The sequence below is a fragment of the Streptomyces sp. S6 genome (genome assembly GCF_054880855.1).
The window spans coordinates 1-14,004 of sequence record NZ_JBTYMC010000172.1 but is presented as its reverse complement, the minus strand read 5'-3'; the positions used below and the strand labels follow the sequence as shown (position 1 = coordinate 14,004).

Annotated in this window: 11 protein-coding genes; 2 read left to right on the top strand and 9 right to left on the bottom strand. The window is 70.5% G+C overall.

Translation table 11 applies throughout. The features are described 5' to 3' along the window. The 3 genes from ACVNF4_RS22460 to ACVNF4_RS22450 form a co-directional block, all read right to left on the bottom strand. Nucleotides 1–552, bottom strand: a 552-nt coding sequence (locus tag ACVNF4_RS22460) for an ADP-ribosylglycohydrolase family protein (protein WP_461804664.1), incomplete at its 3' end; no start/stop codon positions are given. A gap of 10 nt (nt 553–562) precedes the next feature. Beyond that, the gene (locus tag ACVNF4_RS22455; protein WP_461804663.1) at nt 563–1,222 is read right to left on the bottom strand and encodes a histidine phosphatase family protein; all 660 of its coding nucleotides are present in this window, start codon (nt 1,220–1,222) and stop codon (nt 563–565) included. Between the two features lie 114 nt (nt 1,223–1,336). Next, on the bottom strand, nt 1,337–1,942 hold the full coding sequence (locus tag ACVNF4_RS22450) for a YdbC family protein (RefSeq protein ID WP_461804662.1): 606 nt from the start codon (nt 1,940–1,942) through the stop codon (nt 1,337–1,339). A gap of 140 nt (nt 1,943–2,082) precedes the next feature. On the opposite strand from ACVNF4_RS22450, the gene ACVNF4_RS22445 reads away from it, so the two are divergent. Then, nucleotides 2,083–2,616 carry a TerD family protein gene (locus ACVNF4_RS22445; protein ID WP_461804661.1) on the top strand — a complete coding sequence of 178 codons (534 nt, stop codon included), beginning with the start codon at nt 2,083–2,085 and terminating at the stop codon, nt 2,614–2,616. 100 nt (nt 2,617–2,716) lie between these two features. Here the strand turns inward: ACVNF4_RS22445 and ACVNF4_RS22440 are convergent, their stop codons facing one another. Together ACVNF4_RS22440 and nrdR are read right to left on the bottom strand one after the other, a co-directional pair. Further along, on the bottom strand, nt 2,717–5,611 hold the full coding sequence (locus ACVNF4_RS22440) for a vitamin B12-dependent ribonucleotide reductase (protein WP_461804660.1): 2,895 nt from the start codon (nt 5,609–5,611) through the stop codon (nt 2,717–2,719). 166 nt (nt 5,612–5,777) lie between these two features. Continuing rightward, the gene (nrdR, locus tag ACVNF4_RS22435; protein WP_461804659.1) at nt 5,778–6,314 is read right to left on the bottom strand and encodes a transcriptional regulator NrdR; all 537 of its coding nucleotides are present in this window, start codon (nt 6,312–6,314) and stop codon (nt 5,778–5,780) included. A gap of 544 nt (nt 6,315–6,858) precedes the next feature. Between nrdR and lexA the strand changes: the two genes are divergently transcribed. Further along, nucleotides 6,859–7,638 (top strand): transcriptional repressor LexA, encoded by a 780-nt coding sequence (gene lexA / locus ACVNF4_RS22430; RefSeq protein WP_461804658.1) that lies wholly within the window; start codon nt 6,859–6,861, stop codon nt 7,636–7,638. A gap of 162 nt (nt 7,639–7,800) precedes the next feature. Here the strand turns inward: lexA and ACVNF4_RS22425 are convergent, their stop codons facing one another. The 4 genes from ACVNF4_RS22425 to ACVNF4_RS22410 form a co-directional block, all read right to left on the bottom strand. Further along, nucleotides 7,801–9,774: an ATP-dependent DNA helicase gene (locus tag ACVNF4_RS22425; RefSeq protein WP_461804657.1), complete on the bottom strand. Its 1,974-nt coding sequence runs from the start codon at nt 9,772–9,774 to the stop codon at nt 7,801–7,803. Nucleotides 9,775–9,951: 177 nt separating this feature from the next. After that, a complete protein-coding gene (locus tag ACVNF4_RS22420; RefSeq protein ID WP_461804656.1) occupies nt 9,952–10,629 on the bottom strand; it encodes a GNAT family N-acetyltransferase in 678 nt (225 codons plus the stop codon). A 78-nt stretch (nt 10,630–10,707) separates the two neighbouring features. After that, a complete protein-coding gene (locus tag ACVNF4_RS22415; protein ID WP_461804655.1) occupies nt 10,708–12,555 on the bottom strand; it encodes an IucA/IucC family protein in 1,848 nt (615 codons plus the stop codon). Nucleotides 12,556–12,583: 28 nt separating this feature from the next. Further along, nucleotides 12,584–14,004: diaminobutyrate--2-oxoglutarate transaminase family protein (locus ACVNF4_RS22410; protein WP_461804654.1), on the bottom strand; the 1,421-nt coding region annotated here is incomplete at its 5' end.

The following is a 14,004-nucleotide window of genomic DNA, read 5'->3' as shown; positions in this document are numbered from 1 at the left end:
GGCGAGGGCGGCGGCAGCGGCGACGGCCATGGCGCCGGCGACGGCCTCGCGGTGCTGGTGCGTGGGGTAGGCGGAGATCTCCGCCTGGTGGGTCGCCTGCTCGGGGTCGTCGGCGTACCAGGCGCCGAGCGGGGCAATGCGCATGGCGGCGCCGTTGCCCCAGGAGCCCTGTCCGTCGAAGAGCGCGGCGGCCAGTTCACGCCAGTCGCCGCCCTCCCTGACGAGGCGCAGGAGCCGGTTCACGGCCGGGCCGTAGCCTCGGTCGAAGTCGTGGTGCTCGGCGAAGGAGCGGGCCAGGGCGTCCTGGTCGACGCGGTGGTGGGCGGCGAGGACGGCGACGACCGAGCAGGCCATCTCCGTGTCGTCGGTCCACTGCCAGTCGCCGGGCGGCAGCTCGCGGTGGCCCAGCAGGGGGTAGTTCTCCGGGACGAAGAACTGGGAGCCCAGCGCGTCTCCCACGGACAGCCCTCGCAGGCTGGCCAGGGCGCGAACCAGACGCCGGTCGGTCGAGGAGTCGGAGGGCGTGAAAGAGTCGAAGGGGGCGGAAGTCATCGCCGTCACCCTAACCGGTGACGCCGTACGGCTCCGGGTCTCGCCACCGCGAGAAGGGCTTGTCGAGCGAATAGCGTCCGTCATCCCCCAGAACGAGCATCCGCAGCTCCGCGTTCCCGGGATTCGACAGGGATTCGAAATCGGCGACGGTCCAGTGGAACCAGCGCATGCAGAACAGCCGCATCGCGAGGCCGTGGGTGACGATCAGGACGTTGGGCGGGTGGTCGGGGTCCTCGAAGCTGCGGAACAGGCTCTCCAGGAAGCCGCCGACCCGGTCGTACACGTCGGCGCCGCTCTCCCCTTGGGCGAAACGGTAGAAGAAGTGGCCGTACGCGTCGCGGTACGCCTTCTGGAGGCGTACGTCGTCGCGGTCCTGCCAGTTGCCCCAGTCCTGTTCGCGCAGCCGGGGCTCCTCGCGCACGCGTATGCGCGCCGGGTCGAGGGCGAAGGCGTCGAGGGTCTCGTGGGTGCGCCGGTACGGGGAGACGTACACGCTGACCTGTTCGTCGCCGAAGATCTCCCGGACGGTTCTCCCGGTCTCCTCCGCCTGCCGCCGGCCCTTGTCGGTGAGGGCGAGGGCGTGGTCGGGCTCGCGTTCGTAGACGGTGTCATCAACATTGCCCGTTGACTCCCCGTGCCGGACAAGGACGATGCGCCGTGGTCGTGCCATGCCGAAACCCTAGATCGAGTCGCGCCGTTTCGAGCACTCGTACGGGCCCCATACGGCGTAGGTCACACGGAACATCCGCCACGGGCCGCACTCGTGCGCATCCGGAGGCGGTCCTCAGACCGTCCAGGCGGACTCCATCTCGACGATGTCACCGGTGAGGGCGGCGATGTCGGCCTCGGTCTGGGCGCGCAGGGCGAGCCGTTCGATGCGTTCGGTCCGGTACTTGCCGTGTTCGGCCTCGGAGCGCCACATGGACAGGACCATGAACTCGTTGCCGGGCGCCTCGGCGAACAGGCCGCGGATCATGCCGGGCGAACCGGCCATCGCGGGGTTCCAGACCTTCTCCTGCATGAGCGTGAAGTGCTCGGCGCGCTCCTCGTGGACCCGGGAGAGGGCGACGCGCAGCAGGTCGGCGTCCGTGAAGCGGGGTTCGAAGCCGGTCTTGACGTCGAAGCGGTAGTCGAACAGGCGGACTTGGGCGTCGCGGAAGGTGCCCGCCTGGGTGGCCGCCAGCCGGTCGTGGGAGCGGGCCATGAAGGAGTCGTAGAAGGCGCGGCTCTCCCAGAAGGCGAAGACGTGCGCGACCGCAGGACGGCTCCGGCTCCAGCCGCCGCCCTGCCCGCGGAATCCCGGCTCCCCCAGAAGCCCCGCCCACTTTCGCTGTCCCCGTTCGAAACCTCGGCGGTCCACCACGGTGCAGCGAATCCACTTGACCAGCACCGCGCCATGGTAAGGCCCCGGAGCGTGGCGCCGGTCACCCTCGGCCGGACCTTCCCGCACCCGCGCGTGGCAGGATGGACAACCGGCCCTGATGACTGGGCAGTTGGGGTCTCGAACCGCAGGGGAGAAGGGGAAGGCTGATGAACGGCCTCATCAAGGGCATCCGCAAGGTGGAGATATCGCTGAAGTGGGACCCCAGTCCCCCGGGGCAGCCGGCCACCGACCTGGACGTGGTCGCCGCGACCTATCTCCAGAGCGATCCGCAGGGCGCTCCCGGTTACGTCGTGCACTTCGACAGCCGGTCGCCCGACGGCACGATCTACCTCAACCGCGACAGCAAGGACGGCAAGGGCTTCGGCTGGGACGAGGTGATGACCCTCGAACTCGACCGCCTGGACGCGCGCTACGGGCGTGTCGTCGTCGGCGTGATCATCCAGCAGCGCTCCGAGCACCGGACGTTCGTCAGCGTCGTCAACCCGAAGTTCCGCGTCCGCGAGGGCTACAACGTCCTGGCCGAGGGCGACTTCGGCGACGTCCTCGGGTCCACGGCCGCCACCTTCGGCACGTTCGTCCGCGACCCCAAGGACGGCTGGGAGTTCCACGACGGCGTGCACGGCTTCGAGGACGACCCGGCCGATTTCACCCGGGTCATGGGCACCACCCGCCCGTCCTGACCCGCCTCACCCGTACGACGAGGTAAGGGGCGTCGGCTATGGCCGACGCCCCTTACCTCTGTCACCCGCCGGTCAGTCCGGTGAGCGGCTGTGCCTCAGATCAGCTGCATCCGCTGGTCGAGCCGCAGCCCTCGCAGATGTAGCAGGAGCCGGCGCGCTGCATCTTCGTCCCGCAGGAGAAGCAGAGCGGGGCGTCGGCCTGGATGCCGAGCTGCATCTCGACGAGTTCGGCGCTGGTGTGGGCTTGCTTGAGAGCGGGCACGGCGACCGGGGCGGCCTGCGGGGCCACGGCGACCGGGGCCGACTGGAGCGGGGCGGACTGGGCCAGGCCCTCGACGTCGACCTCGTCCTCGGCCGGTTCGTAGGAGCCGGTCTCCAGGTGGCGCTGGCGCTCCTCGGCGGAGTGGATGCCGAGCGCGGAGCGGGTCTCGAAGGGCAGGAAGTCCAGCGCCAGGCGGCGGAAGATGTAGTCGACGATCGACTGAGCCATCCGCACGTCCGGGTCGTCCGTCATGCCGGCCGGCTCGAAGCGCATGTTGGTGAACTTCGAGACGTACGTCTCCAGCGGGACGCCGTACTGGAGGCCGACGGAGACCGCGATGGAGAAGGCGTCCATCATGCCCGCGAGGGTGGAGCCCTGCTTGGACATCTTCAGGAAGACCTCGCCCAGGCCGTCGTCCGGGTAGGAGTTGGCCGTCATGTAGCCCTCGGCGCCGCCGACCGTGAAGGAGGTGGTGATGCCGGGGCGTCCCTTCGGGAGGCGCTTGCGGACGGGGCGGTACTCGATGACCTTCTCGACGGCCTCGCGGATCGTCGCCTCGGTCTTCTCGGTGACCTCCGCCTTCTCGTCCTTGGAGGACTTGGTCTTCGCGGAGAGGGGCTGGCCGACCTTGCAGTTGTCGCGGTAGATCGCGAGCGCCTTGACGCCGAGCTTCCACGCCTCGAAGTAGATCTCCTCGACCTCTTCGACGGTCGCCGTCTCCGGCATGTTGACGGTCTTGGAGATGGCACCGGAGATCCAGGGCTGGATCGCGGCCATCATCCGGACGTGGCCCATCGGAGAGATGGCGCGCTCGCCCATGGCGCAGTCGAAGACCTCGTAGTGCTCGGGCTTGAGGCTCGGGGCGTCGATCACATTGCCGTTGTCGGAGATGTGGGCGACGATCGCCTCGATCTGCTCCTCCTGGTAGCCCAGGCGGCGCAGGGCCTGCGGGACGGTGCCGTTGACGATCTGCATCGAGCCGCCGCCGACGAGCTTCTTGAACTTGACCAGGGCGAGGTCGGGCTCGACACCGGTGGTGTCGCAGGACATCGCGAGGCCGATGGTGCCGGTGGGCGCGAGGACCGACGCCTGGGCGTTACGGAAACCGTTCTGCTTGCCGAGGCGGAGCACGTCCTGCCAGGCCTCGGTGGCCGCGGCCCAGACCGGGGTGTCCAGGTCGTCCATGGTCACGGCGGCGCCGTTGGCGTCGGCGTGCTGCTTCATGACGCGGTTGTGGGCGTCGGCGTTGCGCGCGTAGCCGTCGTAGGGGCCGACGACCGCGGCGAGCTCCGAGGAGCGGCGGTAGGCCGTGCCGGTCATCAGGGAGGTGATGGCGCCGGCGAGGGCCCGGCCGCCGTCGGAGTCGTACGCGTGGCCGGTCGCCATCAGGAGGGCGCCGAGGTTGGCGTAGCCGATGCCGAGCTGGCGGAAGGCGCGGGTGTTCTCGCCGATCTTCTGGGTGGGGAAGTCGGCGAAGCAGATGGAGATGTCCATCGCGGTGATGACGAGTTCGACGACCTTCTGGAAGCGCTCGGCGTCGAAGGACTGGTTGCCCTTGCCGTCGTCCTTGAGGAACTTCATCAGGTTCAGCGAGGCGAGGTTGCAGGACGTGTTGTCCAGGTGCATGTACTCGCTGCACGGGTTCGACGCGGTGATCCGGCCGGACTCGGGGCAGGTGTGCCAGTTGTTGATGACGCCGTCGTACTGGATGCCCGGGTCGGCGCAGGCCCACGCGGCCTCGGCGAGCTTGCGGAAGAGCGCCTTGGCGTCGACCTTCTCGATGATCTCGCCGGTCAGGCGGGCGCGCAGGCCGAACTCGGTGCCGTTCTCGACGGCGGTCATGAACTCGTCGTTCACGCGGACCGAGTTGTTGGCGTTCTGGTACTGGACCGACGTGATGTCGTCGCCGCCGAGGTCCATGTCGAAGCCCGCGTCGCGCAGGGCGCGGATCTTCTCCTCCTCCTTCACCTTCGTGGCGATGAAGTCCTCGACGTCCGGGTGGTCGACGTCCAGGACGACCATCTTGGCCGCGCGGCGGGTGGCGCCGCCGGACTTGATGGTGCCGGCGGAGGCGTCGGCGCCGCGCATGAAGGAGACCGGTCCCGAGGCGTTGCCGCCGGAGGAGAGGAGTTCCTTGGAGGAGCGGATGCGGGAGAGGTTCAGGCCGGCGCCGGAGCCGCCCTTGAAGATCATGCCCTCTTCCTTGTACCAGTCGAGGATCGACTCCATGGAGTCGTCGACGGCGAGGATGAAGCAGGCAGACACCTGCTGGGGCTGCGGGGTGCCGACGTTGAACCAGACGGGGCTGTTGAAGCTGAAGATCTGGTGCAGGAGGGCGTAGGCCAGTTCGTGCTCGAAGATCTCCGCGTCGGCGGGCGAGGTGAAGTACTTGTGGTCCTCACCGGCCTTCGTGTACGTCTTCACGATGCGGTCGATCAGCTGCTTGAGGCTGACCTCGCGCTGGGGGGTGCCGACCGCTCCGCGGAAGTACTTGCTGGTGACGATGTTGACCGCGTTCACCGACCAGAAGTCGGGGAACTCGACGCCGTACTGCTCGAAGTTGACCGAGCCGTCGCGCCAGTTGGTCATGACGACGTCACGGCGCTCCCAGACCACCTCGTCGTACGGATGCACGCCGGGGGTGGTGTGGATGCGCTCGATGCGCAGCCCCTTGGTGGCCTTGGCGCCCTTCGCTCGGGAACCTCGTGCCGGACCGCTCGCCGTCTCTGTCATGCCGCCTCCCTGGTACAGGCAAAAACGCCCAGAAATGCCACGTTGTTCCCGTGACACAGTGTGATTTCTGAAGTTGCGGGCACTGATGTGCATCTGCTCGCAACTGGTCTCTTCGTCGCCTCCGCCCGGCCGTCCCCGGCGTCTCCGCCCGGTTTCGGCTCTCGGGTCAGTCGGCGGTACCGGCGGGTTGGGGCACCTGGGCGCCCCCGCTCCCGCCGTGGTCTCCTTCGCGGACGTCGTCGTCCGCGGCCGGGGGTCCCGTCTCGTTCCTGAGTTCCGCGATCGCGGCCTCGAAGTCCTCCAGCGAGTCGAACGCGCGGTAGACCGAGGCGAACCGCAGATAGGCGACGAGGTCGAGTTCCTGCAAGGGTCCGAGTATGGCCAGGCCCACGTCGTGGGTGGTCAGCTCGGCGCTTCCGGTGGCCCGCACCGCCTCCTCGACCCGCTGGCCGAGCTGGGCGAGGGCGTCCTCGGTGACAGGCCGTCCCTGGCACGCCTTGCGCACGCCGTTGATGACCTTGGTACGGCTGAAGGGTTCGGTGACTCCGGAGCGCTTGACGACCATCAGCGAGCAGGTCTCCACCGTCGTGAAGCGACGGGAGCAGTCAGGGCACTGACGGCGCCTGCGGATCGACGTGCCGTCGTCGGTCGTACGGCTGTCGACCACACGGCTGTCGGGGTGCCTGCAGAAGGGGCAGTGCATGGTTCCAACCCTCCTCACAGGCAGATCTCGATGGCCTCACGGGCCTCTCGGGCCTCACGAAGCAGCCCCCAGCATAGGCGATCCCCAAGGGTGCCCATACACAAGGCACCACAACTTCTGGGCCACAGCTTCAATCCAACCACTACATGTGGGGATTGACGCACAAACACAGGCTCTTTCCGCGTGTCGCACCGACAGGGCGCCCGCACAACGGCCTCCACGCACGCGTGCACGGCGCCGGACCTGGGCACATGGGGAGATTGCGTGAGCACCGCAGGGAGGAGAGGTGGGACTCCGGCCGCGGTCCCCGTCGGACGCGGCCACGGCTGGCAGACTGGGCCGACGGCCCGCGGAACCGGGGATTCCCGGCGGGGGAAAGGGTACGGCGCCAGGCCGTTCCGCCTTCCGGGTACGGCGTGAGCCATACACCTGGACACATGATCAAGTCCAACTCTTCGGGGTTTTTCACTCGAACGTGTGTTTGGCGCAACCTTTCGAAAGCAACTACCGTTGTCCAGCAGGGAGACCATCGAGAGGGGCCGCCGTGACCACCACCGCAGACAGTGCCACCATCACCGCCCAGGACCGCCCCCAGGGCCGACTCGACCCGGTGCATGCGATGAACGAAGCCACCAGTCCCGAGGGGCACAAGCGCTCCCTGCCGGGCCGACCTCCAGGCATCCGGGCGGACAGCTCGGGCCTGACCGACCGGCAGCGCCGGGTGATCGAGGTCATCAGGGATTCCGTGCAACGGCGCGGCTACCCCCCGTCCATGCGGGAGATCGGCCAGGCCGTCGGCCTGTCGAGCACGTCATCGGTGGCACACCAGCTGATGGCTCTGGAGCGGAAGGGCTTCCTGCGCCGCGACCCGCACCGCCCGCGCGCGTACGAGGTGCGCGGTTCCGACCAGTCGGTCACCGTGCAGCCGACGGACACCGCGGGCAAGCCCGCCGCGTCGTACGTGCCTCTGGTCGGCCGGATCGCCGCCGGTGGCCCGATCCTCGCGGAGGAGTCCGTCGAGGACGTCTTCCCGCTGCCCCGTCAGCTCGTCGGTGACGGAGAGCTGTTCGTGCTGAAGGTCGTCGGCGACTCGATGATCGAGGCCGCGATCTGTGACGGCGACTGGGTCACCGTCCGCCGGCAGCCCGTCGCCGAGAACGGCGACATCGTCGCCGCGATGCTCGACGGCGAGGCGACCGTCAAGCGGTTCAAGCGCGAGGACGGCCATGTGTGGCTGCTGCCGCACAACGCCGCGTACGAGCCGATTCCCGGCGACGACGCGACGATCCTCGGCAAGGTGGTGGCCGTCCTGCGCCGCGTCTGAGCACGCCGTGCGGTCGGCCCGCCCTGTTGACTGGGCCCCGGGATCCCTGCGCCGGTTCCGGGGCCCTGTGTTGTTCCACGGGGTCTCTGTTCGAGGACCCTCAGGGGAGCCTGGTTCGAGGGCCCGGGGGCGAGCTGCGGCTCGCCCCCTTTTTTCACGCCCTCACGCCCCCGCCTGCTTCGCCGCCGCGTCGATCGCCGCGAGCGACTTGCGGACCTGGTTGCGGTCCGTCGTGTACCAGAAGTCGGGCATGGACGCCTTCAGGTAGCTGCCGTAGCGGGCGGTGGCGAGCCGCTGGTCCAGGACGGCGACGACGCCCCGGTCGCCCGTCGCGCGGACGAGGCGGCCGGCGCCCTGGGCCATGAGGAGGGCGGCATGGGTGGCGGCGACGGACATGAAGCCGTTGCCCCCGGCCTCCTCGACCTTCTTCTGCCGGGCACTCATCAGCGGGTCGTCGGGACGCGGGAACGGGATCTTGTCCATGACGACGAGCTGGCAGCTGGGCCCCGGCACGTCCACGCCCTGCCAGAGCGAGAGCGTGCCGAACAGACAGGTCTTCGGGTCCGCGGCGAAGTTCTTGATCAGCTCACCGAGCGTCTCCTCGCCCTGGAGGAGGATCGGGAACTCCGGCATGCGCACGCGCAGTTCCTCGGCGGCGAGCTGGGCCGCCCGCATCGACGAGAACAGCCCGAGCGTGCGGCCGCCCGCGGCCTGGACCAGCTCGGCGAGTTCGTCCAGCATGTCCGCGCGGTCGCCGTCCCGCGCGGGGCGCGAGAGGTGTTTGGCGACGTAGAGGATGCCCTGCCGGGGGTAGTCGAAGGGCGAGCCGACGTCGACGCCCTTCCACTGCGGCAGGTCCTCGCCCTCGACCCCTTCCGGGGCGAGCCCCAGAGAGGCGCCGACGCCGTTGAAGTCGCCGCCCAGCTTGAGCGTGGCCGAGGCCAGGACCACCGAGCGGTCGGCGAAGAGCTTCTCCCGCAGCAGGCCGGACACGGACATCGGGGCGACGCGCAGGGACGCCCCGAAACGGTCGTGCCGCTCGTACCAGACGACGTCGTACTCGGAGCCCGCGACGATGCGCTCCGCCACGTCGTGGACGGTCTCCACAGACGCGAGCGCCTGCTTGCGGACCGCGTCCTCGTCCTGGACGGACTTGTCGCGGGTCGTGCCGAGCGCGGAGATCACCGCGCGGCCGGCGTCCCGCAGGGCCATCAGCGCGTAGTTGAGGTCCTCCGGGATCTCCTCCAGCCGTCCGGGCAACGCCAGTTCCATCAGCCGCTCGAAACCTTCGGCCGCCGTCTGGAGCTGGTCGGCGATCTTCTCGTCGACCAGCTTCGCGGAGCGCCGCACCGCGCGGTTGACCTGCCCCGGGGTCAGCTCGCCGGTGGCGACGCCGGTGACCCGGGAGACCAGTTCGTGCGCCTCGTCGACGATCAGGACCTCGTGCTGCGGGAGGACCGGGGCGCCCTCGATGGCGTCGATCGCGAGCAGCGCGTGGTTGGTGACGACGACCTCGGCGAGCTTGGCGCGCTCGCGGGCCGTCTCCGCGAAGCACTCGGCGCCGTACGCGCACTTCGAGGCGCCCAGGCACTCCCGGGAGGACACCGAGACCTGGGCCCACGCGCGGTCGGACACACCCGGGGTGAGGTCGTCGCGGTCGCCCGTCTCCGTCTCGTCCGACCAGTCGCGCAGCCGCAGCAGGTCCTGGCCCAGCTTGCTGGAGGGAGCCGCCGCCTCGAACTGGTCGAAGAGGCCCTCCTCCTCGTCCTGCGGCACGCCCTCGTGGAGGCGGTGGAGGCACAGGTAGTTCGATCTGCCCTTGAGCATCGCGAACTCGGGGCGCCGGCGCAGCAGGGGATGCAGCGCGTCCACCGTGCGAGGCAGGTCGCGCTCCACCAGCTGGCGCTGGAGGGCGAGGGTGGCGGTGGCGACCACCACCCGCTCGCCGTGCGCGAGCGCGGGTACGAGGTAGCCGAGCGACTTTCCGGTGCCGGTGCCGGCCTGCACCAGCAGGTGGGATCCGTCGTCGATCACCTCCGCGACGGCTTCGGCCATGGTCACCTGGCCGGGGCGCTCCGCGCCGCCGACTGCGGCGACGGCGGCATGCAGGAGTTCGGGGAGAGAGGGCTTCGTCATAGCGCGACCACCCTACGGCCCGGGACTGACAATCGTGCGGTCGAAGGGGAGGAGGGGGGCGTGAGGGGAGGGGGTTGCGCCGGGGTTCGCAGGGGGCGAGGTGTGCGGCGGGATCGGAGTGTGAGGCGGGTCGGAAAAAATTCTGGTGGCGAGGGAACTCGGACGACACCCGAATCGTCACCATGAGTAACCAGAAAATCCCGGATCGTCACAGTCGTCTTCCTCCGGGAATCGGGGATACGGAATCAGGTGGTAGGGGATGGGGCGATTTTGGATCATGAGCGCGGCCCGTTTGGACGGGAGGTCGATCTCGCCCTCGCACTCGAAGCCGGAGGTGGTGAAGATGCTGAGAGAAGCACCGTTGCGGACGTCCGGTTCGGCGACGACGCGGGCGCAGGAAGGGCGTTTGTCGAAGACGAGTTCGGTGACCGTCCGCAGCAGGATCCCGCCCACCCCCCGCCCCCGGTCCCGGGCGTCGCCGATGAGGAGGTGCAGGCCGGTGTCGTGCGGCTGCGCGGGGTAGTAGCGGGCCAGCGGATCGAGGTCCGCGCGGTAGATCTCCCAGTAGCTCATGGGCGTTCCGTTCAGCACCCCGAGGCAGGGCACGCTGCGTCCGCCGCCCTGGAGCTGGACCCGGATGTGCCGGGTGGTCCGGATCTCGGGTCCCGCGAGGTCCCAGAAGGCGGCGACGGCGGGGTCGTTCATCCAGCGGGCGACCAGCGGGATACCGAGTTCGAACGTCACGGGGATGAGGTGAAAGATGCCCAGGTGGCACAGGGTGGGGCCCCAGTCGGCGACCCCGTCCAGCAGGTCTTCGGTGGTGCTGCGGTCGGCGTCACCTTCCACAGTCGGCACGGGACCACTCCTTTCGGGAAGCGTCGGGGAGACGTTCGGAGGACGGATCGAGGTGAGAGGCGGGCCCGCCGAGGGGCCTCAGAGAGCGAGGGGGTTGGGGACGGTGACATAGACGGACTGGGTGTCGACCGGGCCGACGAGTTCGTCGAGGCCGTGCAGCCGGGTCAGGAGGTTGGCCTTGCAGCGCAGGACGGGAGAGTCGAGCAGACGGGAGGGGAGCGTGCTGCGGGTCCGCCGGGGGCCGGCGGCGGCCGATTCGAGGAAACGGCGGAAGGCGGCGAGCAACAGGCGCTCGTCCACGAGGCGTTCGGAACCGAACGCGCCGATCAGACCGAGCACGTTGTTGATACCGAGGTAGTAGGCGAAGCGTTCGTCGGTGACCTCGTCGGAGACGAAGGTGTCGCTCGGTCCGCCGATCCCGGGCAGCCGGGCGTCGAGCTCCGCGCGGCGGGACTCACGGAAGTAGTAGCCCTGGTTGTCCCGGTACCGGCCGCCCGCGGGCCAGCCGTCGGGGTCCAGGAGCACGAGGGTGTTCTGCTGATGGGCCTCCAGAGCGATCCCCGCCTCCCCGTCGAGCCACAGCACCGGGCGGACCACGTGTTCCAGGTACCGCAGGAACCACTCGGCGGCGACGGCACCGCGAGGGCGCCCGCTGCGGACGACGAGGCGGTCGACGAGCGTCGCGAGACGAGAACGGAAGGAGAAAGCGCCTTGGGAGGGATCGGTCACGGGACGCCGGGCGCCCGGCACACTCCTCGGCGCCTGCGGGCGGGGCGAGACCAGGCCGGCGACGCACGAGACGTCGTCGGACGGGGCGAAGGGGTTGTGCCGGACGACCACGTCCAGTCCGGGTACGGGCCGCCCTTCACGGTCGTCCACGGCGAGCCAGGCCGGGTCACGGACGATGTCGAAGTGCGGGTGGGCCGCGTGCCACTGCCGGGCGAGGCCGGTGCGCAGCAGCCGGTGGACCTCGACGCCCCGGTGGAGCTCCTTGCGGAGGTTCTCCCGGCGGGAGTTGGTGATCCGCAGCGCCAGCGAGAGCTTGAGCATCGCGGGGGCGCCCGAGCGGTGGACCGTACGGACGGAAGAGGTGGGGTGCCAGGGAGGACCGCAGGGACCGAGGTCCTTCAGGAGTCCGGCGTCCAGCAGGGCCGCGACCTCGGGGCGGCTGCGTACCTCGCGGAACTGCCAGGGGTGGAGGGGCAGGGCGGCGTGGCCGTCGGGCAGCGTGAGCCCGGGGCCGGCGAGCCGGGCGGTCAGGTCTTCCGCGCGGACCGCGCGCCCGCTCTCCGTCCAGGCGGAGTCGGTGGCGAGCACGGAAGGGGCGACAGCGAGCCAGTGCAGAGGGAAGGAGCCGTGTGATTCGGGTGAGTACAGCAGGGTCTCCACGTCGGTCAGGCCCTCCCGGCTCTTCGGGGTGGGGTGGAGGGGGTGGCCGAGGAGGAGGGACTGTTCGGCGGCCAGGAAGAGGTCGGGGGCGCCGGTGGGGTGGGGGCGGCGGTCCGTGAGGAAGAGAGTGGTGCGGCGGAGGGAGTCGGCGACCCGGGCGAGGAGGTCGGAGGTGTCGGTGTCCGCCGGGTGTGCTTCGCGGGTCAGCAGGGCGGCGACCGTGATCGGGTCCAGCGGTCCGGCGGGGGCGCCGGCGAGGGATGGCGGGCCGAAGCGGTGCAGGCCGGTGGGGGACCAGTACAGGACGGGGGCGAGCAGGGTGAGGCCGCAGGACGGGAGCGGGATGCGGAGGTGGTCGGTGCCGGGAGGCGGGACGGAGGCCTCGCGGACCCAGCAGCGGAGGAGGTTCTCGCTGGTGGCGGTCTGGGCGACGGTGTGGGCGCTGGGGTGGGGGTCGGGGTGGTTCAGGGGGTTGTCGTGGGGGGTGAGGGGGGTGAGGCCCGGGACGGTCGGGCGTGGGGTGGGTTCGGTGTGCACGGGGAGTCCTTGTGGGGGTGGACGTGGGCTAGGCCGGGGGCGCGTCGTGCGGAGGTGGCTGGCCGAGGGTTCGGGCGTCCGGCGGACGGTGCCGCTGGACGGGCAGTTCCTGTCGTGGGTGCGGGCGGGGTCCCGGCGGGGTGAGGTGGGTGGCGGGGGCGCGGGTGACCGCCGCGATCGCGTCGGCGAAGCGGTCGAGGACGGCGGTCGCCTGGTCGTCGGTGATCGTGAGGGGCGGGAGGAGGCGGACGACGCTGTGGTGACGGCCGCCGAGTTCGACGATCAGCCCTCGCTCCAGGCAGGCGCGTCGGACGGCGGCGGCGAGGCCGGGGGCGGCGGGGCTCGGGGCGAAGGCACCGGATTCGTGCGACGGCGGCCCCGCCTCCGGGTCGACCATCTCGACGCCGATCATGAGGCCCCGGCCGCGTACGTCGCCGATGTGCGGGAACTCCCCGGCGAGGGAGCCGAGTTCGTGGAGCATCCGGGTGCCGAGGGCGGCTGCGTGGTCGGCGAGGCGGTGTTCGCGGACGTGGGCGAGGGTGGCGGCGCCCGCGGCCATGGCGAGCTGGTTGCCGCGGAACGTGCCCGCGTGGGCGCCGGGTTCCCACACGTCGAGGTCGTCGCGGTAGACGATCACCGCGAGCGGCAGGCTGCCGCCGATCGCCTTCGACAGCACCATGACGTCGGGGGTGATCCCGCTGTGCTCGACGGCCCAGAAGGCGCCGGTGCGGCCGACGCCGGTCTGGATCTCGTCGGCGATCAGGGGAATGGACCGGTCGGCGGTGATCCGCCGCATCCGGCGCAGCCAGTCGTCCGGCGCGGGGACGACCCCGCCCTCGCCCTGGACGGGTTCGAGGATCATGCAGGCCGGCCGGGGTACGCCCGACCCGGGGTCGTCGAGGACGGACTCGGTCCAGCGGGCGGCGAGCGCGGCACCGCGGTCGCCGCCGACGCCGTAGGGACAGCGGTAGTCGTAGGGGTAGGGCAGCCGGGTGACGCGTACGTCGGGGGCGTGGCCGGACGCCTCGGCGGCGCCTGCGGTCATGCCGTGGTAGGCGCCGGTGAAGGCCAGTACCCCGGTGCGGCCGGTGGCGGTGCGGGCCAGTTTGAGCGCGGCCTCCACGGCGTCCGTACCGGCGGGCCCGCAGAACTGCACGCGCGCGTGGCCGGCGAGTCCGGGCGGGAGGGTGCGGAACAGCTCGGTGACGAAGGCGTCCTTGACGGGGGTGGCGAGGTCGAGGGCGTGCAGCGGTGCCCCGGAGTCGAGCACCTTGCGGATCGCTTCGAGGACGACGGGATGGTTGTGCCCCAGCGCGAGCGCCCCGGCCCCCGACAGACAGTCCAGGTACCGCCGTCCGTCGGCCCCCTCGATGGTCAGCCCCCGCGCCCGCACCGGCACGATCGGCAGGGCCCGCGCGTAGGTCCGCGCCGCCGACTCCCGCGCGGCCT

Coding starts and splice junctions, on each gene's coding strand:
- ACVNF4_RS22455 (WP_461804663.1), bottom strand. CDS start 1,222: ATGGCACGACCACGGCGCATCGTCCTTGTCCGGCACGGGGAGTCAACG.
- ACVNF4_RS22440 (WP_461804660.1), bottom strand. CDS start 5,611: ATGACAGAGACGGCGAGCGGTCCGGCACGAGGTTCCCGAGCGAAGGGC.
- ACVNF4_RS22425 (WP_461804657.1), bottom strand. CDS start 9,774: ATGACGAAGCCCTCTCTCCCCGAACTCCTGCATGCCGCCGTCGCCGCA.
- ACVNF4_RS22445 (WP_461804661.1), top strand. CDS start 2,083: ATGAACGGCCTCATCAAGGGCATCCGCAAGGTGGAGATATCGCTGAAG.
- nrdR (WP_461804659.1), bottom strand. CDS start 6,314: ATGCACTGCCCCTTCTGCAGGCACCCCGACAGCCGTGTGGTCGACAGC.